A 21,383-nucleotide genomic window follows, 5' to 3' on the forward strand; every position below is an offset into this window, starting at 1 on the left:
TTACTGACGCTGCAATGAAATCTCAGCAACACGAGCCAAGATTTCCTCTCCAACTTTAATGCCGTGTGTATCGGTCTTATGAATATGTTCGGACATTGAAACTCTACTTTTTACTGCTTCGCCGTGAGATGCCACCATGCCATAATCGGCACTTTCTAGTAAATCCAGATCGAGTAGCGAATCTCCAGCTGCCAGAACGTAACTGGCACCTATACGTTCCTTAATGTACAACGCGGCAGCTGCTTTCGTAATGCTTTCTGGCATAAAATAAAGCTTCCTACCTTGCAGGGACATTCCCCATCCAAGCTCTTTAAATACGGTTGTGTAGAAATCCAGCTTGTCTATTGGAAAACGTGCACGATCGACAATCAGATAAACAAACCACTCTTCCGCTTCTTTAACTTTCAGTACCCAGTCCTCCGAAAAATGACGTTCAATTTCCGGTAGCAATTCTGAAATAATGGTTTTCCGACTGACACACTGCTGGCGAATTTTTTCAGACCACTCTTTGATTGGTTTGCCGTTTTCCAAAATGACGGCGCCATTAGATACAATCGCAAACCGCGGTGCTTGCTGTCCGTTAAAAATACCCGTCACTCGCTCGTATTGAGCTTGTGTCCGTGTAGTCACGGGCAAAAAGAATGCCGAAGCAGAAATATGCCAAAGCGCTGATTGACTTTTTTTCGTCATAAACGACAGTGGTTTTCCCTCGTAGCGCTCTACTTCAACTAACTCTTCTTCCGTTACTTCCATCCCCATCGAATTGCGGGAATAAATTAGCGTCTGATCTAAATCACTAGCGAACAGTACCATCATATTTCTTTACCTGAACGAATCAAGCCAATCGCTCGGTAAAACAAGTCGGGAACAACTTCTACCGGCACCTTTTTCTCTTCCGCCAACATCAAAATGTGATGAACATCCGGGTTATCTAGACTATTAACCAAAATCTTCCAAGGACTTCTGCGAAGCAGTACGCGCGTTGTCTCACCAACACCTGGCTTAATCAAATGAAAGTCGGTTTCACTATACATCTGCTGACCAATTGCTTCGACTTCCTTCATGCCCTGCCAAGTTCTTTCTGCTATTACAGGAGTTGAAACAGCCTCTTGTTTAACTTGTTCTTGCGTTTCCAAAAAGCAGGCAGTAATTTGATCAATAAAGTCATTCGATAAATCTTCATCAAGCAATTCTCCGTAAAACTTGGCACCGTGGAAATCATTTTCACCAATATACTGTTTGTTAAGGATTGTGCGGCTTACCAGACCTGACACGGTCGCATTTAGACAAGCACTTGGAATAAGGAAATCTTCACGCGTACCGAACAATACTGCGCATGCACCTGGATCGGCTAGCACTGCCATGTCATCATATAAATTCATGTTTTTTTCCTTATTGAGACTGTTAACTGCTTTAGTCAACTCTTTTTGAATAGCCCCTTTGCCGGTCCAGCCATCGACAAACTGAATACGGCTTGTCGGATGTGCAGCGCGAATTGAATCGATTGCTTTCTCATCAATTCCTTTATCGCGTAAAATAGAAACACTGTAATGCGGCCACTCCATCTTCATTACCTGCTCGGCGTATCGACGAATCAGAATACCGATTGGACTGCCGGCACGTGCTAGGGATACGAGCACAATGTCATCTGTTCCCGCATTCATGAAAATACGACGCGTTACGAGTCCAACCAAATAGCCTAATTGCTCTTTCGTCTTACCTACTGTTTCGTGATAAAGATTGGTATATTCATCAGAAGGACGATATTCCATTGGCAGTCGTTCTGCATAGTGTGCCCCGGTCTGAACCGCTTTTTCACGCTCTTCCAACGTACTTTCAGTAAATTCGTTGCTTACATCTTTCAATAGGAAGGTGATGTCTTCTTTCGGATAACTCGTTTTCACTAAACCGGTAGCTATCATTCGATTTCTTCACTCCTTTTAGTAGTTGTTAGAGAAATCCATTCTACTGGCGCTTTTTTCTCCAAGTATGTGAGAAGCGGCTGCCAATCGGATAGTGCAATGACGGATTCAACTATCAAGTAAATTCGGTCGATTTCCAATTCATTTAAATTATAGATAAATTGGCTAACTCCGGATGCATCTGGTAGCTCAAACTTAACTTTTTCCTTAATCGGATAATCGACCATTGGCGAAGCAAAAATTGGACTGCGTGTCGTCGTTTGGACGAGTGCGTTTCCTTCTAGTGCTAAGGCAAAACGCAAAGGTAAGTACATATTCTCTCCTACTCCAATGACTAATGCCTTATCGCTTACACTCACAAGCTTTTCAACCGCAGTTTTTGCCCAGCTACCTATTTCATCGTGTTGCTCACTTGTAAGGCCAAAACGCCCTGTTTGCGAAATATATCGTTGTCCCGTTTTTGAGCCGATTGTTAATTTTTCACTGCCCAGTTCGGTATGTGGAGTTCTGCATCCATCACCACTCAACAAACCCATTTCTGATTCAGTAGGCGCTGTGCTGTGCAACAATTCAAATTGGCCCATCATTAATGATAAAACCTTCAAATCAATCTGCCGCTCAGCCATTATTTTATCTATTTTTTCCTTTTGGCTATCACTTCTCCAGTCAAGGATGGATAAAGACACGTAATTCTTTCCGGGAAATTGATCATCTAATGCACACACAAAATTTAACAAGGTGTTACCCGTAGAAATCTCGTCATCGATTAACACGATCGTCTCTGCTTGTTCAAGCATACCTGAAGGCGCATATACTTTATGGGACGTTGCGTGGGAGTGTTCTTCTTCAAAGACAAAAGATGGGGTAATGCCGATAACCTCTTCACGTGTTGTGTGAATATAAGCAGATTCCTCAAAATGTTGGAAAACCGAATGCCCAAGACCTGTTGCTGTTTCTGCCATGCCAATAAACACTGTTTTTTTGGGCATCGTTTTTTTAAATTCAAGCGATTGCAGAGTTATGTCGCGATTTACTACGCCCGTTTCAATCATTTTGACAAGAGCAGGCGTCTCTGGATATCCTCCAACCCCAACTTCTTCCATTAGCAAAGAAGCCAATAAAGTGCCTGTTCCAAGAGCTAAAGAAGGATGAACAGCTAGATGTTTAGCAATTAGTTTACTGACAAACAAAAATTGACGATTTTTATTCACACGCAAAGCGACAGAAAACAGCGATTCCGCTGATAAACCTTGATAAGCATAGGTAACTGAGATATTCATGTTTAGGTTATCCCATAATTTAGTATTGATTTGATACTTGACTGGCCCGGATATGATTGAGGACGTCGATTGGTTGATAGTTTTCATTGAGCACCCCGTAGACTTCCGCTTGAGCGGCAATTTTTTTCGCCCAACTCAAATGCGGCTTTACTTCGTTCATTTTATTGCGTTTAGGACTTTGCAAGACACCATTTCTTTTGCTGCTTTCGTTTAGAATTAGTTTAGCGTCTTCGTAAGCTTCAAGTGTGACGATATGACCTGTATTGACGATTGAAATTTGCGACGGATGAATACAGGTTTTTCCTTTAAAGCCATTTAGAATATCCAGTTGAACTTCTTCCCATAAGGTTTCTTCCGGTTTAGAAGAAAGCCATAGCCGCTCCCCACTTGAAAAATGTTCGTAGACAGGTCCAGAAACCGTGAATCCGTCTTCTGCACGCCCAAAACGGTTCAAGATAGCCATCAAACAGTCTCGAATAACATGAACATCGTAAATGGTCCGTTCCGCGGGCCGACGTAAGCCGTAGAGGCTAGAAAAATCAGTAGCTCCCACGCGAACCGTCAAAATTCGCTCTGCTTGTGATTGCATAATACTGTATAGTTCTGACAAAGTTTGTTCACGAGATTCACTGTACAGCACTTCTTTCGTTTCGAGCAAAGGCAATGCATACAGCCTTCTACCAGCCACTTCACTAGCACGGTCGAGCGCTTCAAAAAATGATGGCAACGTTACAGGTGAGCATTTCGGAAAAACGATTCCTGTCAATACACTCAATGCCGTTCCTGCATTTTTTACTAATTGGTCTAATTGTTCGGGTGTGCGAACCCGCAAAAACAAAGCTGGTCCAGCCATGAGTTGCTCTGCATTCGCTTGTTCCAGTTTTTTGAACTCGCCCACTGTATTTTTTTCTGCCTGTTTTAGTTCCGTATCAGCTACTGCATCTTCCAAACAGACGATTAGTGTTGTAAGACCAGCAAATACGCCGTTATTATAATCACCAGTTAAAATTTTCCGAGCAAAATCTACTCTAGAACCCGGTGTATAAAGCGCTGCACCCAACGCCAAGCTTAAGGTTTCCCGTTCCGTATCACGGTTAAATTCTGCCGGGGAATGTTTAAAAAAAGTCTTTAAATCAGAATCGGTCAATCCGTTAAAATGTCTCATGCGTGATCCCTCCCGGCATGCTGCTAGCTACAGCCCGTTCAAATTATCATTTCGTATATGAATGGACAAAAAGCAAGGAGATAGTCTCCTTGCTTTTCCATCGTTAACTCAGCTGTTTAAGCCAAAGTCTTTCACAAGAGACTCTAAGCCGCCTTGATAACCGCTGCCAATGGCGTTAAATTTCCATTCGCCTCCGTGACGGTAAAGTTCCCCGACAACGACTGCAGTTTCAATTGAAAAGTCTTCACCTAAATCGTAACGGATCAACTCTTCATTTGTGTCTCCATTGATGATGCGTACATATGAGTTGCTCACTTGGCCAAAGTTTTGACTGCGTGATTCTGCATCGTGAATCGTGATGGCAAAAGTTGCTTTCTCAATTGAAGCTGGAATAGCTGACAAATTAACGTTTACTTGCTCGTCATCTCCGTCGCCTTCGCCCGTTTTGTTGTCACCCGTATGCTCTACAGCGCCAGCAGCACCCGTTGTATTATTATAGAAGATAAAATCAGCTTCTGAAGCCGTTTTGCCTTCGCTGTTTAAGAGGAAGACGGAAGAATCCAAGTCAAAATCTTGTCCGCCATCATATTTGTTTGTATCCCAACCTAAGCCTACGATTACTTTAGATAAGCCCGGATTGCTTTTTGTTAAATCTACTTTTTGACCTTTTGATAAGTTAATCGCCATTTTCTCAACACTCCTTAAGAATATTTGTTTGCAATTGATCCGATATCAGGTTCGATTGCGCCTTCACCAATAGCTGAAAACTTCCAATCTGCACCTTGACGGTAAAGTTCGCCTGTAATTAACGACATTTTACCTGCATAATTATCGGTAAGGTTGTAGTGAACCAATTCTTCTTTCGACTGATTGTCGACTAAGCGAATAAAGGCATTTTCAATCATGCCGAAATCTTGTTTCTTCTGTTTAGCGTTATAGATATTCACAACAAATACTAAGCGATGAACAGAAGGTGAAATACGTTTCAAGTCGATATTGATAACTTCATCGTCGCCTTCGCCTTCTCCAGTTAAGTTATCGCCCGAATGAACTACGCTGCCATCTTTGCTTTTCTTGTTACCAAAATAAATTAAGTTTTCTTTGGCTGTCAGCTTGCCATTTTCGTCTAGCAATAAGACAGATGCGTCACAGTCCACTTCAGCACCGCCACCGCCGCCACCTAATAGGCCGCTTAAAAAGCCTCCGCTTTTTTTAGTTGCGACAGGATCCCATCCTAATCCAACCATTATGCTTGAAAGCGATGAACGTCCTTTTGTTAAATCGATTTTTTGACCTTTTACGAGATTGATCGCCATTCTTAACACTCTCCATTCATCAGTATGTATTCTATTTTAATGGTATTGGTCCGCCATGTAAAATTCAACGAATAGAACCTACCAGAAAACCCGAAAATTCAGGCATTGTCTTTTCAAATTTCACGTTCTGAAGTTTTACAGGTTGTAAGTTCACGCTGAATTTTCAGACAAATGCTTTCTTAAAACACCTGACGTATACTAATACGTATCTAACGCTAAGAAGTTTCATTTTCAGGCATAGTTCTTAATTAAGGTAGCCAATACTAGCTAAAAAATTATTTTCAAAAGCAGTTTGAAAGGAGCAACCAATAATGAAGCTTATCTCTATTGTCGTTCCGGCTTTTAATGAAGAAGCCAATATCGCTTCCATGTATGCCAAGTTGGCGCAGGAACTTGAGGCGCTTCCATATCGTTATGAGATTATGTTCATCAATGACGGCAGCAGCGATTCCACACTCCAAGAGATTTTAAAATTAGCCGAAGTGCATGAGAATGTAAAATACATTTCATTGACACGTAATTTCGGAAAAGAGTCTGCCATGCTCGCCGGCTTGAAGCGCATTAAAGGCGACGCCGCCATCGTTATGGATAGTGATTTACAACACCCTCCCACTTTGATTGGGGAAATGGTTACCGGCTACGAGGAAGGTTTTAACCAAGTTGTGGCGAAACGTTCACGCACGGGCGATTCTAAAGTTCGTTCGCTATTCTCTTCACTTTACTATAAGCTGATCAACTCGATTACTGATGTTGATCTGCAAGACGGGGAAGGAGACTTCCGGCTTCTAAGTCGCAAAGCCATTAATGCCATTTTAACGTTGAGCGAAAGTAATCGATTCTCCAAAGGTTTGTTTTCTTGGATTGGGCTCAGCAAAAAGACCATCAACTACGAAAATGTGTTGCGCACTGACGGCGACTCCAAATGGTCATTTGCTAGTCTCGTCAATTACGGCATCGACGGCATCATTTCATTTAATATGAAGCCTTTACGCGTTTGTTTTTACTCAGGCTTTTTGGTTTTGTTTCTGTCACTCATTTATATCTTTTTTACGTTATACAATATTATGCAAGAAGGTATCGGAGCTCCCGGGTACTTTACGACAATTACAGCAATCTTGTTACTAGGAGGCATTCAACTGATCAGTCTCGGAGTTATCGGTGAATATATTGGACGTATTTACAATGAAACCAAACAACGCCCACACTTTCTTGTAGATATTAGCAATGCGGATGAATACAATGAATCCTAAAGCGCTGAATACTGAATTTACTCGCTTCGTCTTTGTTGGGGTCCTTAATACCTTGAGTTATTACTCGATTTACTTGTTGCTTCACAATGTTTTCAATTTGCCTTACCTTCTGGCACATCTTGTCGGATTCTTAATCAGTTTGAACATCTCTTTTTTCTTAAACTGCTATGTCACGTATCGCATAAAGCCTACACTTAAGAAATACTTATACTTTCCATTAACTCAAGTCGTTAACATGTCGGTTTCTACTGTGTTAATTTTTATTTTCGTAGAATTTCTTCACCTCAATAGCAATATCGCTCCTTTTGCAGCCGTATTGTTTACAGTTCCAATAACATTTGTCGTATCGAGTAAAATTCTTAAAGATACGCCTTCTCCAAAATAAGAAAAAAAGACGGTGACTCTATGCAAAAACTGCGCCCTGCTCTTGTTCTATTGTTTTTCAGCTTGCTGCTGTCAGCAATCGGTCATACTGTTTTTCTCCGCCAATGGGCAAATGGGCATTTCATGGTAGGTATTAACGATGGACTCTCTCAAATGCTCCCTTTTAAGGATCTTCTATTTGAACAATATACACGGGGAGAGTTTTTCTACTCGTTTGATTTTGGATTAGGAGCTGGCACATTCAGCGAACTGTCTTATTATTTTTCTACATCTATTGTGTTCCTAGTTTCAATAATGATCGTTGCCCTTTTAAAATTTGCGAATATTATCCAGACAACTGACGTCTTGTTTTGGGCAAATGCCGCTGTTTTCATCAGCATTATTCGTCTGGCCGCTGTGCTATTTATCACTACTCGATTATTTATGTATATGAACATTTCAAAACCTGCTGCTTTTATAGGTGCTTGTCTTTATGGTTTATCAGGAATGTATTTTCGCCACGCTACGTATTGGGAATTTTTCGCAGATGCCTATTTATGGCTTCCACTGCTATTGTTTGGTGTCGAAAAAATCTTCCGCGAACAAAAGCCTGGTTGGTTTTTAGTAGCTATCGCCGTATCAATGATTGACAATTTCTATTTTGCTTATATCAATTTTTTGTTAACTGCACTTTATATTCTGTTCCGTCTGTTTATCCCACTCTCTACGAATGAACAAACCAAAAAGAAAAGTATAATGAGCTTTTTGATCGCCGGACTGATTGGTGCAGGTATCAGTGCAGTTTCTTTTGTGCCTGCTGTCTATGCCTATTTAAACAACCATAGACCCGATTTTAAGCAAGAAATTCTTTGGAAAAATGAACTACTTGATAATATTTTGTTCAGTAGCTCAATTATTGTCTTGCCTGCATTTTTCGTCCTCGTATTGTTTTGCTGGTTTCTGTATAACCATAAAACATTCCGGTTGTTTGCACTACTTGGAATCGTCGCGATAATTATGCACAATAGTCCGATGATTGGCAGTGCCTTTAACGGCTTTTCTGCTCCGCAATACCGTTGGGAATATTTTTTATCCTTAGTTATGGGCGGAGCCGTTGCGGTCGCATTTGATCAATTGCATAAATTTACACGATGGCGTTTTCTACTTCCAGCGATACTAACGATTTTAAGTTTTGTTTATTACGTTCGAAACGACGAGTATTTTGAAATGGACTCAGAGTTCTCAACGCTTGCGATTCGCGCGCTCATCATGACATTGTTGCTGCTAGCTCTATACGTAAATTTCAATAAAGATATAGTCAAATGGCTGTTAATGGCATCCGTTTTAGTTTGGACTTTGCTGTTTGCTAACCTTTATCAAACCGAAAAAATTCTGGATGAAGGTGATATCTCACAAGTTAGCGAAGAATTGATAACGGGAGTCGACTATGATGACCCTGAAATCAATACACTCATTGAGTTTATTCACACAAAAGAAAGCGACGAACTTTATCGAATTGATTGGATGGAAGGTGTCCGCAATAACACGCCAATCGTTCAAGACTTCCAAGGACTAAGTGCATATTCTAGTATTTTAAACAAAAACTTATTGTATTTTTATTTGTATGATCTTGAAATTGATATGGGACGTGAAAGTGTTAGTCGTTACGCCACACTCGGCAACCGCGCCAACTTGTACAGCATGCTACAAGGCAAATACGTGATTCGCTCGCGTGGAGACACCAATATTCCTTATGGCTTTAATGAGATCCATTCTTCCGAAAAGTATATCGTCTATGAAAACGACTACGTTTTGCCGTTTGCACGGTCGACTTCCACAGTTTACGAAGAACAGCAATTGGCTAAGCTATCTCCGCTAATGCGTGAACAAGCGATGCTGACTGGGGTTGTACTAGATCGCAGTCAAGATACGGATTCTTTGCCAGAGTCGAATGAAAACATCCTTGCCTTTGACCAAGCTACAATTGGGGCTACTTATCATGACGATGTCCTAACAGTCGTAGAGAGAACAGGCGGCTTGAACTTAACCGTAGAAAACCTACCGCTATCCGGTGATGACTTATTTGTTTCTTTCCATTTAGAAACAAAGGCAGCCGATCAAGGCTTCCTACTTGAAGTGAATGATTACCAAACAACAAGAAAGTCCAATCAGTCTATTTACAAAACATTTGTAGACGACTTAACAATTCGCATACCTGCTGATGAATCCATTGAAATTCGTCTTCCAAAAGGAAGCTATGACATAACCGATATCCAAGTTTATTCTGCTTCCTATGAATCCTTGCGCAAACAAGCTGCTCAACCAGACTTGTCTAGCAATCTATCAATTGATGGCAGTCAGGTTCGCTTGGATTATGCCAATAAAGACAACGATGACTTCTTAAAGCTATCCATTCCGTATGAACGCGGCTGGCAAGCACACGTAAATGGCAAAAAAGTACAGGTAGCAAAAGCCGACTTTGCCTTTATGGCAATTCCACTAGAGGCAGGCGATAACGACATTTCGCTTGCTTATCGACCGCCCTTTTTTAAGTCAGCTGCAGCTGTAAGTTTAGTATCCACCCTTTTTGGTTTTGCACTAGTTTTTCGCAAAAGAAAAACTAGAAAACCGACTGATTTCACCTAAATTTTTATCGATAAGTGCGATTTCTTTCACTACTGCTTTAAGTGCTCCACTTCTGACTTTCGTGATTAGTCAGAAGTGGAGCATTTTTTCATCTATTCCTCTTATAGAAAATGAGCTTCCCTTTATTGGAATTTCTTCTCCTACAAAAGAAGTTGTTTTGAAAAATTGCGTTTACTCTCTCTCTTTAACGTGTAAGGAAGGGTAATACGATCTTAAAGGAGGAATTCAGATGAAGCGTTGGTTGTTGTTCGGTTTAATCGTAAGCTTTTTAGTCCTTTTAGCAGCATGTGGCAATGACACGACAGAAGATCCGCCTACGGAATCTGATGGCGCAACAGAAGAAACGAACGATGACAGCAACAGCAGTGAAGATTCAACTGAAGGAGCAGCTACCAATAACGATGGCGAAATCCTGATGGTAACCGTCGAATTAATGAACAGTGACGGTGATGCGATAGGCACTGCTGAATTGACTGAAGAAGACAGCGGTGTCGCAGTCGCACTTCAAGCAGAAAATTTAGAACAAGGCATGCATGGTATTCACTTCCACCAAGAAGGTATGTGTGAAGTTCCTGACTTCAAATCAGCTGGTGATCACTTTAACCCAGAAAGTACGATGCATGGTATGGACAACGCTGACGGTCCGCATGCCGGTGACTTGCCGAACCTTGAAGTAGGCGAAGACGGCAACGTCTCACAAGAATTTGTTGCCGAAAATGTGACGCTTGAAATTGGCGAAGAGGATTCACTACTCAAAGAAGGCGGAACTGCGCTTGTTATCCACGCAGGAGAAGATGATCAAAAAACCGATCCTTCTGGTGACTCTGGAGACCGCATTGCCTGTGGCGTCATTGCCGCAGAATAACGATCGCTTAAACATCGGCAGTGCCCTCTCTAAACGGGCACTGCCTTTTTTGAACTCTGATTAATCTAGTTCTGCTCTCCAGTGTTTAAGTGGATTACCAACGGGAATAATGCAACTAGTACTACTTAAACTAGAGGAGGATTTACAATGGCGAGAGATGAATTCGAAAAAATAGATGAACAAGTTGAACCTCAAGAACAATCTACACAGCCGGGGTCCGAGAAGCAAATGAACCCTGAACCGATTTATGATGACAAAGACTATAGAGGTTCTGGAAAACTTGAAGGAAAAGTCGCACTTATTACAGGCGGAGACAGTGGGATCGGTCGCGCAGTAGCAGTGGCCTATGCTAAAGAAGGTGCCAGCATCGCTATCGCCTATCTCGACGAACACGAAGATGCAAAAAAAACAATAGCAGCGATTGAGTCTTACGGAGCAAAGGCAATTAAATTTGCCACCGATGTCAGTGACGTTGAAAATTGCAATCAGCTTATAGTAGACGTTATTTCTGAATTCGGCCAATTGAATGTGTTAGTGAACAATGCTGGAAAACAGTTTCCACAAGATGACTTTCTAGCGATTAGCCCTGATCAATTAATGGAAACTTTCTCTACTAACATTTTTAGTATGTTCTATTTAACTCAAGCTGCTCTCCCACATCTTCAAAAAGGAGACAGTATCATCAATACTTCATCCGTAACTGCTTACCGCGGTGCTCCTGGACTAATTGATTATTCGTCAACCAAAGGAGCAATTACAAGCTTTACTCGCTCGTTGTCTGCTAACATTGCAGAACAAGGCATCCGCGTAAATTCAGTTGCACCTGGTCCTATTTGGACACCTCTTATCCCCTCAACTTTTGATGCAGAAAAAGTCAAAAACCAAGGGAACGACACATTAATGGAGCGACGTGGGCAACCTTCTGAATTGGCGCCAGCTTACGTATATCTAGCTTCTAAAGACTCTACCTACGTAACAGGACAAGCGATTCATATTAATGGTGGAGATTATATTAGTTCGTAAAATACAACAGCCCCGGCATACGCCGGGGCTGTTTTTAGCAAATGTCGTCATTACTTATTTTGTCTCAAGCGACTTTTTCCACTTTCTTCTTGTGCAATAAAATTCAATGCTTTTTCAATTGTTGAAAATGTAACTAAGCGACTGTCACGATCTAAATTATTGACAAACTGCTGAGCAGCAACCGCAGAAATGCCTGTTACATAAAGTTTACTTCCCATAATTCGAAGTGCTTCGTAAATTTGTGAAAACCAATAAAGCGGTGATTTTTCGTTCCAAGTCAGACCGGTGATGTCGATAATTGCATATTCAATACGATGCTGTTGAACATATTCGCAAATTTTCACCTTCAACATTTCAAAGCGCTGAATGTCCATAGTTCCAACAAGTGCAACGGTCGCAACATTTTCCTGTACGGACAAAATAGGGAGCATCAATTTTTCAATCTCGTCTTCGTTCGCCATAATCGCCTGTTGTTGAGCACGCTCTAACGTAATGTCCGTTTGCGTGCCGATAAAATAAAGCTTCTCGTCTATCCAGACAGGCTCAATTACTAGCCGGTTCCAGAATGGAGAACCGTCTTTGCGATAATTTAATAAAGTCACAATCACTTTTTCTTTATTGGCGATAGCTTTTTTCATTTTTTCAGTATCTTCTTTTGATGTTTCAGGTCCCTGCAAGAAACGACAGTTTTCCCCAATTACTTCTTGTTGCGTATATCCGGTCATTTCGATAAAGGTTCTATTTGTATAAATGATTGGATTGTCCTGCTGTGACGGATCAGTCACAATTGTCCCAACTTTGCTGCCATCGAGCATAGCTTCAAGCAAAGTCACTTGGGTTTTTTGGTTTAACTCTCTCAAGTGATCTACCTCTTCTCTCGTTTCATGTAATAATCCTAGCATATCTCCGAACTCAAATCCAAACACTCTGTATCCATTACGTTTCAGGATTTCTTTACAGGGTAAATGAAAGAACAAAGACTTTTCCAAACAGGAGGAAAAAAGAATGGCGAAAGTATTGGCAGTACTGTCAAATGGCTATATAAACGAAGAACATAATTACGTAACAGGATGGTGGGCAGAAGAACTTTTTGCTCCTGCACTAGAGCTTGAAAAAGAAGGACATACTGTCGGACTTGCTTCTATTGAGGGCGGTAAACCTACTGTAGATCCAATCAGTATAAGTAAAGATTACGATCCAGATGGTATCTACAAAAAGCAATACGAATCAGGTATGGCAGATAAGACGACACCGATAGTTGATGTTAAAGCTAGCGACTACGACGCCATTATGATCGTTGGCGGACATGGGGCGATGTTTGACTTAGCACACAACGAAGACTTACACGCTGTGATTAATGTCGTTTATGAATTGGGCGGTATTGTATCCGCTGTTTGTCACGGACCGGCACCACTGGTTTATACAAAGACTAGGGACGGTCGCCATCTTTTAGAAGGGCTGAAAGTAACCGGCTACCCAAATAACAAAGAACCAAAAGAGGTTGTCGAACTATTACCTTTTAGCCTTGAAGATGAATTAAAGAAGATTGGCAATTACCACGAAGAGAGCAATCACGACGCCTATGTGGTCTGGGGGAGCAAACAAATTCTAACAGGTCGCGATCCGCAATCTTCACAGCTTTTCGGTCGTGAACTGGCTCAGAAACTCACTCAACGTGAGTTGCAGTCAGAAGAAAAGTTCATGGATTGAACTTTTTCTTAACAGGGTAAAGAAAACTACTAGCACCTTCGAGGAGGCATTCAAATGAGCAACGACGACAAAAAGAAATACATGAAAGAGACCGAAGAAGAAGCAAAACGCCGTCCACCTGAAGATAAACAAGGATTACAAGAACCGAAAGTTACCGGTTACAAGCCATTGCAACTCGGTATTATCATCTTTGTTATACTGGTTCTCATCCTCATCGGCTTCGGAATTGGAACAGATTGGTTTGGCGTTTCTAACTAATTTTTTTCAGGCAATTCAACTTATCCATAATAAAAAGGGGGTGCCCTCAAAAGTCATTGTGCATGACTTTTTGAGAGCTCCCCTTTTTTCTTCGTGTTTTAGCTATTTTCCATTAATGTCAGCTCAAAATTTTGAAGCTCTCCGTTTCGATAAGCTTTCACTTTCAGCGTCTCTCCGACTTTCGTTTCGTTGTACAAGTATTGACGAAGTTCCAATACAGAATTCACTGGTTTTCCGTCTAGTTCAACAATGACATCATATGCTTCTAGCCCTGCTGTTGACGCTCCTGAACCTTCAACTACCGATTGAACGACGATGCCCCCTTCAACTTCAGCTGGCAAGTTCAATTGATTGCCGCGATATTGTGCAGGGACTTCTGCTAAGTCCAAAATCGCAACTCCCATTGATGGTCGGCTTACCGTTCCTTGCGTTTCCAGATCTGAGATAATTGGAATGGCTGTATTGATCGGTATCGCCAGGCCAATTCCTTCTACAGCACTTTGAGCGATTTTCATGGAGTTGATGCCAATTACTTGCCCTTGTGCATTAATCAACGCGCCCCCGCTATTTCCGGGACTAATAGCGGCATCGGTCTGAAGAACTTCTGACTGCCAGTCTTCTGTGCCGTCTTGGTTTATATCAATTGGCACTAAGCGCTCTGTTCCTGAAATGACACCTGTCGTTACTGACCCTGAAAACTGCAGGCCTAATGGATTACCAATAGCGATAACTGGCTCACCTGCTTGTAATACCGACGAATCTCCAAATTCTGCTACCGTTTTGATACTCGCAGCTGGAACTTTCAACACCGCCAAATCAGTCCAGACATCTGTTCCCAGTACTTCTGCATCAAGTTCTGTCCCATCTGATAACGTGACCTTCACTTTTTCTGCGCCTTCTACTACATGGTTATTCGTCACAACATATGCAGTGTCGCCATCTTTTTTATAAATGACGCCAGATCCGACACCCGCTTCTTGCGATTGCTCTTTTTCACTAGTTTGTGCAGCGAAAGGATCTTGTTGTGCTACTTGTAAATTGGAAACCCCGACCACTGCATCTGTTGTATTCTCAACAACCTTCGTTACATCTGAAGTGACAACTGAAGATGTTGTTTGCAAGCCACTGACCGCCTGACTGGTGGACGTCGGTTCAGTCCCTGCCACTTCTCCATCAGTCACACTCGGCAAAATGACTCCTACTAACAACGCCCCTGCAAGTAACCCTGTAAAGCTTGAAGCAAAATAGCCTTTTTTGTTTCCTTTAGGTTCAGATGAATTATAATACCCCATGTGTTCTCCTCCTCTATTTTGTTAAAGTATTGACGATATCGTATGATTCGATTTTTTCAGCTAGCCATTCAGCATATTTTGTATTTAATGCTTCATCAAATAGAGTTTCTTTTATCTGTTCTTTGCTGTCTTCTAAATTTGCATCTGCTGCATCTGTTTTTCCAGTCACTTGGATGATGTGGAAGCCATATTCCGTTTCTACAGGCTCACTGATTTCATCAACTTTCATACTAAATGCTGCTGCTTCAAACTCTGCTGCCATTTCTCCTGCACCAAATTCACCTAGTGCACCGCCATTGTCAGCATTGCTTGTATCTGTAGAATATGCTGCTGCTAGTTCGGCAAAGTCATCCCCATCATCAAGCTTCGCTTTGACTTCGTCTGCTTCTTCTTGAGTGCCTACCAAAATGTGGTTTGCTGCAACTTTTGAAGGCTGTTCAAAAGACTCTTTGTTTTCTTCAAAATACGTACTGATTTGCTCATCTGTTATGTTAATATCTGGTCCGACGATTTTTTCAACTTTCAAGTAAATTTTCATTTCGTCTTCCAGATCTGCTATCGACATTCCGCTTGACGCCAGTGCTTGTTCAAGTGCTTCCGCCCCACCATAACTTTCTTCATAGACTGCCATTTCTGCGTCGAGCTCTTCTTGAGTCACTTTAATGTCTGCTTTATCCGCTTCTTGATTGACCACTTCGTTTGAAATCATCGCGTCGAGTGTCGCTGCACCAGCAGAAGCGACCATTTTGTCATACAAGGCTTCTTTGGTGATTTCTTTATCTCCTACTGAAGCTACTGAGTCGTCCCCTGAAAATGCAACCATCACAAAAATTGCGCTTGCCGCTAGTACGCCAATTCCAATGTATAAAAGTTTTTTCATACTTATTTCCTCTTTTCCTAAGTTGTTATCTCTAGCTTATCAAGCAATTATGAATAAACTATGACTAGAGTTTTAACAATCAACTATTTTTTTCAAAAAAATGACTTGAGACTGTTTGTCCCAAGTCATTTTTTATGTGGCAAGCGGATAATAAACTTCGTGCCTTGCTCTTTTTTACTTTCCACATCAATTTCTCCATCATGCAGCGTCACCAATTGCTTAACAATCGATAAGCCCAATCCAAATTGGCCACTTCCGCGCGATAAATCTGCTTTATAGAAACGACGCCAAATCAAATCAATTTCCTCGACATCAATTCCCGCCCCGTTATCTTCAACAATAATCGACATGTGGTCGGGTTCAGAATGAGTGGTTAAGAAAATGGTACCTCCTTCGGTAAACTGAATCGCATTTTTGACGATGTTCATCAGGATTTGAATGAGACGATCCATATCGCCATAGATAATATCTCCTGGATTCGTGTGAATGACAATTGTATTGCCTTTATCTTTTGCCTGCTGATAAAGCTGTTCTTGGATAATTTCTAATAGCTCATCTGCATCAATTTCTTCTTTTGTTAGCACGACTTGATTAGATCTAATTTTCTCGTAATCCAAATTTTCATTAACGAGACGCATTAAGCGCTTTGTTTCTTCACTCGCTAGACGAATGCCTTTTTCCCGTTGGCTTTCTTCAATCATGTTGTTACGAAGCCCTTCCATGATGCCCGCAATGGTGGTCAGTGGTGTTCTCATTTCATGTGACACATCTGCCATAAATTGACGGCGACGATTTTCCAGCCGATCGATTTCTTCATTCGATTGCTGGAGCTTCGCAGCCATTTTGTTAAAGTCATGTGCTAAATCACCGAACTCATCAAAATTCGATTCAGGCAAATTGACATCATAATGACCTTCACTAATCATAGAAGTCGCTTTTTGCATTCGCTGAATTCGGCTAACATGCATTTTAGAAAGCCATAAACTAAACAACAAAGCAATCGCAAACGCAATTAAAATAGCAGTGGTCAAGGTTTTATTTAACTCAGCGATCATTTCACTTACCCCACTAACAGGGGAAGCAAGCAAGACGCCACCAGCCAATTGGTCATTTTCAAAATAAGGCATCGCTACAAATGTTACCGTAAAATCGAACCGCTCAACATCACGATTAACGATAAGAGTTTCGCCTTGTTCAATAACGTTCCATTCTTTTGGTGTCAGCTCAACAGGTGGAAAAGAGCCAGACACCGGATACAAAATACGACTTTGCTGATCAAAAACGATAAAACTGATATTTTGTGCTTTTAAGATTGAGACATATGACTGCAAGTTAGTGCCCGGTCGCTTGTGACCGAGCTCATCAATAATTTGTTCACCATAATTCTCCAATTCCTGTGCTTTTTCGTTATACGCAAAGTCATCTACATAACGAACGAACAAAACACTCAAAATCAAAAAAGCAATCAGCAAAATACTCATATGACTAGCAATCAGCTGATAGAAATATTTAATTCGCGTGTTCTTCAAATTTATAGCCCACTCCCCATACGGTATGGAATAGCTTGTCTCCGCCATTTATCTTTTTCCGAAGTCGTTTAATGTGAACATCCACTGTTCGTTCATCACCGTAAAACTGGTAGCCCCATACTTGTTCCAATAACTGTTCACGACTGAACACTTGTTTTGGGTGTTGCAAGAAAAACACCAACAAATCAAATTCCTTAGGCGTTAAACCATCAACTTCTTGTGCATCCTTTAAGACACTCCGAGTTTCCTTATTCACAGTAAAATGGAGAGTTTCGATGAGATCCGAAGTGGCTTCCATCTTTTGAGTCCTGCGAGTAACTGCTTTAATACGCGCCATCAACGTTAACGGACTAAACGGTTTTGTGACATAGTCATCAGCTCCCATTTCAAAACCAATCACTTGATCAGATTCACTATCTTTTGCAGTCAGCATAATAATCGGAACTGCGCTTCCTTCTTCACGGATTTTGCGACACAATGAGATACCGTCCATTCCTGGAAGCATCCAATCCAAGATTAACAAATCGTGTGTGCCCTCTTTATATTTCTGGTAGCCTTCTAGTCCATCAGCTGCAAATTCACCTTGAATGCCTTCTTTCGAAAAGAACAGCTCCAGCATCGAACTAACACTTGGATTATCTTCTACAACCAATATCTTCATCCCGCACCTCCGCCAACCTTTCTTCTAAAGGTAAATGACAAATTCGAAAGACGCAAGCAAATTGAAAATCGCCCCTCTGCAGGAGAGGGGCGATTTTTAGTCATCAGGCTTTTTTCTCACGTTTTTTCAGCTTTACGAATAAGTCTCCGATCATGTCGTAGTCAATAGCCATGTTATTTTCATAAGCATACTTCACACCATAGCCAAGTGCTAGCGTCATGGACGAAGCAACTGTGCCCCCAATAATAGATCCTGCTCCCGGAATGAACTTTAATGCCTGCCGGTAAATCGTGTGACCGATTGTTTGTGTCGCGGTAATCACAATCATGTCTTTCGCTGCTTTTTTAGTTAACGGTTTGTCGTAAAGTTTCGATAACTTGATAATCAGCCCGACTTGTAAAGACGTTAGCGGTACTACATCTGATCCAGGGATAGGTCATGCTCCGATGACGCCCGCTGAAACGCCAGCACCGATAATCCAACGCGTAGCCGCAGAGGATTTTTCTTTCAAGCTTTTAGCGAAGAGCAAATCCTTCCCCTTCTTTTCGAGCAAAAAAAGAATTTCCTTTTTTAAAGTCTCCAAATTCTCTTCTGTTTTCGAGGAAATTGGAATGACTTTGTATTTATGACCTGTATGTCCTTGGATGAATTGAACGATGGATGGTATGTTTTCCGCCGCATCAATTTTATTTAAGACAATCAAAATGTCTTTATTGTGTTTTTCGATTTCATTAAACTTCTCTTTTTCGCTTTCAGAAAATACTGTTCCGGCAGCGTTTAAGAAAAACAGCACAATATCAGATTTCTGTACAAACTCTAAGGTTTTTTTAGGATTCTCGTCATTAGGATCATTCAATCCGGGAGTATCCATAAATTTAATGTTTTCCAACCCGTGAATGTTATAGGGATCCACGCTAACTGTTTCTCCAGGCATCGGATTGGTGCTCGCAACTTCTGCTCCAATAATCTTATTGATGGTAGAAGATTTTCCTGCATTCACTTCACCGATCAAGGAAATTAACAGATCTTGACTGAGTGAGTCATTGACTTTCTTCATTTCATTTTCAAACATCTTATCCATAGCGTGCATCACTTCTTTTTCGAATTCTTTCACCATAGACAGCCCCCCTCGTCTCTCATCTACTGACTATTATAATCTTTTTTTTAGACGAGCGAACTTAGTCCTTCATATAGTCTGTCAGCAAAGTATCTGCATAGTTCATCAAAGTTTCTGTATCTTTACGATGTTTTTTCGCATCACTATTTTTTCTACGTTCATCCATCGTTTTCAAATCGTGTAGTACACCTGGCAGTTTCGCGCCAGGCGCTTTGTACAATTGTTCAGACTGAATATAAGAACCTCCTGGCATGTAATAACGCATACCCAGTAAATTCTTTTTGTACTCAAACAGATTGTGTCCCATCACCGGGGCATTGTGTTCAATTCCGAGTAATGCTAACACAGTTGGCATAATGTCTGTCTGACCGCCCAAACGCGTCAGTTCTTTTTCTTCAAACAAGTTTCCCCCAGTAAAAATAAGCGGAATAGTAAATTGATCTTTTAATGAGTAGTCATGTCCGAGAAAGTCACTCAATAACTGCTGGTCTTCTTCAGTCACTAATGTACCATGCATACCTGAATGATCACCTAGAATAACAATTAGGGATTCGTCATAAATTCCACGATCTTTTAGTTCCTGAATGAAAAAACCAATCTGTTCGTCTGCGTAACGAATTGATTGCAGGTAATTTCCAACATACATGCCTTCGTATTCAATTGGCAAAGTTAGATGCTGCATAGATGATGGCAATTCAAATGGTGTATGACTCGTAACGGTTACAATATTCGCGTAAATGCGTTCATAGGTTTTGAGCTGGCGTGGAAGTTCATCTGCAGCAAAACGAAACAGCACTTCATCCGCAGGACCAAAACCGACATTTTTAACGTTCGGGATGTCATCAATCGAGAACACCTCTTCATAACCAAGAACCGGATAAAGAACGTCACGATTCCAAAAAGTCACATCATCTGCGTGATAGGTAGCAGAACCGTAGCCCTCTTTTTTCAATGTTCGTGCAAGTGAAGGTGCTTCCTTTCCTGAAAGACTATTGGCTGTAGGAATCATTCCTTGCGGATACAAACCAGTGTTAACAATCCATTCCGCGTCAGAAGTCGTACCAGCTCCTATTTGTTGGAAAACGTTTGAAAAATAAGCACTTTCACTTAACAGGTTATTAAGATTTGGTGTAATTTCTTGGCCATTCAACGTCTTGCCAATGACGAAATTCTGTAAAGACTCTACTTGAATAACGAATAAGTTTCGTCCTTCAGCCCTTCCAAAACTTTCTTGTTCACTCACTTTCACATATTTATTGCCTTTAAGTTCCTCCAGTTTTTTTTCCGATAACTTAGTCGAAGAGGCATGAGCCGTATCGGTCGAGCGATTATACAGTTGAACTACTTGAGATTGGAGAAAGCCGTTTTCTTTTGCGAAATAGGAAACGTCAATAACTGGCTGCTCGATAGCGTAACCAATTGATATTGCTGATATGACCGCCATGCTAATAGCTATATGTTTTATCGCCGGCAATTTCACCGGTTTTCTCCAACGACGAGCAAGGAATACGAGCAAAACAGCATCTAGGAAAAACAAGAAATCCCATGGAGTTGATAGCATCGCAATGGTATTGCTGACAGAGCTAGACTGAGTCGCTTGTTGTAAATCATAGTAAGAAGGAATCGTAGAATAATAGCGCAGATAAAGTGTGACAGTGAAGAAGATGATGGAGACCAATAAGTTAAAAATCCATACTGCTTGCCACAGTTTTTTATGAGCTACCAGTAATACCACTGACAGCAAGAAAGCCCATAGTGGAAATTCAACCAAAGCAATATGCCAAAAGGATTTCGCGTCAAAAATGAGCACGCGAAAAGCACTTATTTTAATAAACAATAAGAAAAAAATGAGTATATATGGCATGACAGCTGTTTTCTTCATTTAAAACACCTCATTTCTAAAGACGATCATTTAAAGTTGAATGTTGCATATAGTTAGTTAAAAAGGGAATAGTTAAATGTATATGCAAGGCAAGACAGACTTAATGATAAGCAGGCTCTTATTTTCTACAGTTGTTCAAGAAGATATCGTGCAAATTATTTTGATGCTTATTACATAAGCGTGGACTGATTTGCTTAACACTCTATCGGAAAAACGATTGTTAA

General features: G+C 41.1%; 21 protein-coding genes. 7 read left to right on the forward strand and 14 right to left on the reverse strand.

What is annotated here, in order from left to right; translation table 11 throughout:
* The 6 genes from FQ085_RS04665 to FQ085_RS04690 form a co-directional block, all read right to left on the reverse strand.
* The gene (locus tag FQ085_RS04665) at window positions 1-816 is read right to left on the reverse strand and encodes an HAD family hydrolase (protein ID WP_149456045.1); all 816 of its coding nucleotides are present in this window, start codon (window positions 814-816) and stop codon (window positions 1-3) included.
* Window positions 813-1,922 carry a cysteine protease StiP family protein gene (locus FQ085_RS04670; protein WP_058384276.1) on the reverse strand — a complete coding sequence of 370 codons (1,110 nt, stop codon included), beginning with the start codon at window positions 1,920-1,922 and terminating at the stop codon, window positions 813-815. The genes FQ085_RS04665 and FQ085_RS04670 overlap by 4 nt, the downstream gene beginning before the upstream one ends.
* On the reverse strand, window positions 1,919-3,202 hold the full coding sequence (locus tag FQ085_RS04675) for a phosphoribosyltransferase domain-containing protein (RefSeq protein WP_262499752.1): 1,284 nt from the start codon (window positions 3,200-3,202) through the stop codon (window positions 1,919-1,921). The genes FQ085_RS04670 and FQ085_RS04675 overlap by 4 nt, the downstream gene beginning before the upstream one ends.
* A gap of 19 nt (window positions 3,203-3,221) precedes the next feature.
* The gene (locus FQ085_RS04680; RefSeq protein ID WP_149456047.1) at window positions 3,222-4,367 is read right to left on the reverse strand and encodes an HpcH/HpaI aldolase/citrate lyase family protein; all 1,146 of its coding nucleotides are present in this window, start codon (window positions 4,365-4,367) and stop codon (window positions 3,222-3,224) included.
* A gap of 108 nt (window positions 4,368-4,475) precedes the next feature.
* A complete protein-coding gene (locus FQ085_RS04685) occupies window positions 4,476-5,054 on the reverse strand; it encodes a TerD family protein (protein WP_058384273.1) in 579 nt (192 codons plus the stop codon).
* 14 nt (window positions 5,055-5,068) lie between these two features.
* Window positions 5,069-5,683, reverse strand: a complete 615-nt coding sequence (locus FQ085_RS04690; RefSeq protein ID WP_058384272.1) for a TerD family protein — start codon at window positions 5,681-5,683, stop codon at window positions 5,069-5,071.
* Window positions 5,684-5,994: 311 nt separating this feature from the next.
* Here FQ085_RS04690 and FQ085_RS04695 point away from each other — a divergent pair, with 311 nt between their 5' ends.
* The 5 genes from FQ085_RS04695 to FQ085_RS04715 all read left to right on the forward strand — a co-directional run bounded on the left by FQ085_RS04695 (window position 5,995) and on the right by FQ085_RS04715 (window position 11,830).
* Window positions 5,995-6,933: a glycosyltransferase family 2 protein gene (locus FQ085_RS04695; protein ID WP_058384271.1), complete on the forward strand. Its 939-nt coding sequence runs from the start codon at window positions 5,995-5,997 to the stop codon at window positions 6,931-6,933.
* Window positions 6,923-7,318 carry a GtrA family protein gene (locus tag FQ085_RS04700; protein ID WP_058384270.1) on the forward strand — a complete coding sequence of 132 codons (396 nt, stop codon included), beginning with the start codon at window positions 6,923-6,925 and terminating at the stop codon, window positions 7,316-7,318. The genes FQ085_RS04695 and FQ085_RS04700 overlap by 11 nt, the downstream gene beginning before the upstream one ends.
* A gap of 20 nt (window positions 7,319-7,338) precedes the next feature.
* Window positions 7,339-9,942: a YfhO family protein gene (locus FQ085_RS04705; protein WP_149456048.1), complete on the forward strand. Its 2,604-nt coding sequence runs from the start codon at window positions 7,339-7,341 to the stop codon at window positions 9,940-9,942.
* 229 nt (window positions 9,943-10,171) lie between these two features.
* Window positions 10,172-10,807 carry a superoxide dismutase family protein gene (locus FQ085_RS04710; protein WP_058384268.1) on the forward strand — a complete coding sequence of 212 codons (636 nt, stop codon included), beginning with the start codon at window positions 10,172-10,174 and terminating at the stop codon, window positions 10,805-10,807.
* A gap of 147 nt (window positions 10,808-10,954) precedes the next feature.
* Window positions 10,955-11,830: an SDR family oxidoreductase gene (locus FQ085_RS04715; RefSeq protein ID WP_149456049.1), complete on the forward strand. Its 876-nt coding sequence runs from the start codon at window positions 10,955-10,957 to the stop codon at window positions 11,828-11,830.
* Window positions 11,831-11,880: 50 nt separating this feature from the next.
* Here FQ085_RS04715 and ytvA read toward each other — a convergent pair whose 3' ends face one another.
* The gene (gene ytvA / locus FQ085_RS04720) at window positions 11,881-12,690 is read right to left on the reverse strand and encodes a YtvA family blue-light photoreceptor (RefSeq protein ID WP_262499753.1); all 810 of its coding nucleotides are present in this window, start codon (window positions 12,688-12,690) and stop codon (window positions 11,881-11,883) included.
* A gap of 145 nt (window positions 12,691-12,835) precedes the next feature.
* Here ytvA and FQ085_RS04725 point away from each other — a divergent pair, with 145 nt between their 5' ends.
* Together FQ085_RS04725 and FQ085_RS04730 are read left to right on the forward strand one after the other, a co-directional pair.
* Window positions 12,836-13,540, forward strand: a complete 705-nt coding sequence (locus FQ085_RS04725; protein WP_058384265.1) for a type 1 glutamine amidotransferase domain-containing protein — start codon at window positions 12,836-12,838, stop codon at window positions 13,538-13,540.
* A 54-nt stretch (window positions 13,541-13,594) separates the two neighbouring features.
* On the forward strand, window positions 13,595-13,798 hold the full coding sequence (locus FQ085_RS04730) for a hypothetical protein (RefSeq protein WP_058384264.1): 204 nt from the start codon (window positions 13,595-13,597) through the stop codon (window positions 13,796-13,798).
* A 98-nt stretch (window positions 13,799-13,896) separates the two neighbouring features.
* On the opposite strand, the gene FQ085_RS04735 is transcribed toward FQ085_RS04730, so the two are convergent.
* The 7 genes from FQ085_RS04735 to FQ085_RS04760 form a co-directional block, all read right to left on the reverse strand.
* Window positions 13,897-15,090: a S1C family serine protease gene (locus tag FQ085_RS04735; protein WP_058384263.1), complete on the reverse strand. Its 1,194-nt coding sequence runs from the start codon at window positions 15,088-15,090 to the stop codon at window positions 13,897-13,899.
* Between the two features lie 13 nt (window positions 15,091-15,103).
* Window positions 15,104-15,970, reverse strand: a complete 867-nt coding sequence (locus FQ085_RS04740; RefSeq protein WP_058384262.1) for a peptidylprolyl isomerase — start codon at window positions 15,968-15,970, stop codon at window positions 15,104-15,106.
* 125 nt (window positions 15,971-16,095) lie between these two features.
* Window positions 16,096-17,499, reverse strand: coding sequence for a sensor histidine kinase (locus FQ085_RS04745; protein WP_262499754.1), 1,404 nt, complete (start codon window positions 17,497-17,499; stop codon window positions 16,096-16,098).
* Window positions 17,480-18,160, reverse strand: coding sequence for a response regulator transcription factor (locus FQ085_RS04750; protein WP_149456050.1), 681 nt, complete (start codon window positions 18,158-18,160; stop codon window positions 17,480-17,482). The genes FQ085_RS04745 and FQ085_RS04750 overlap by 20 nt, the downstream gene beginning before the upstream one ends.
* A gap of 103 nt (window positions 18,161-18,263) precedes the next feature.
* Window positions 18,264-18,488: a hypothetical protein gene (locus FQ085_RS18260; RefSeq protein WP_262499755.1), complete on the reverse strand. Its 225-nt coding sequence runs from the start codon at window positions 18,486-18,488 to the stop codon at window positions 18,264-18,266.
* A gap of 108 nt (window positions 18,489-18,596) precedes the next feature.
* Window positions 18,597-19,277, reverse strand: a complete 681-nt coding sequence (locus FQ085_RS04755; RefSeq protein WP_262499756.1) for a GTPase — start codon at window positions 19,275-19,277, stop codon at window positions 18,597-18,599.
* A 61-nt stretch (window positions 19,278-19,338) separates the two neighbouring features.
* Window positions 19,339-21,159, reverse strand: coding sequence for an LTA synthase family protein (locus FQ085_RS04760; protein ID WP_149456051.1), 1,821 nt, complete (start codon window positions 21,157-21,159; stop codon window positions 19,339-19,341).
* Window positions 21,160-21,383: the final 224 nt, after the last annotated feature.

The sequence above is a fragment of the Planococcus sp. ANT_H30 genome (assembly GCF_008369335.1).
In the GTDB taxonomy this organism is placed as follows: domain Bacteria; phylum Bacillota; class Bacilli; order Bacillales_A; family Planococcaceae; genus Planococcus; species Planococcus kocurii.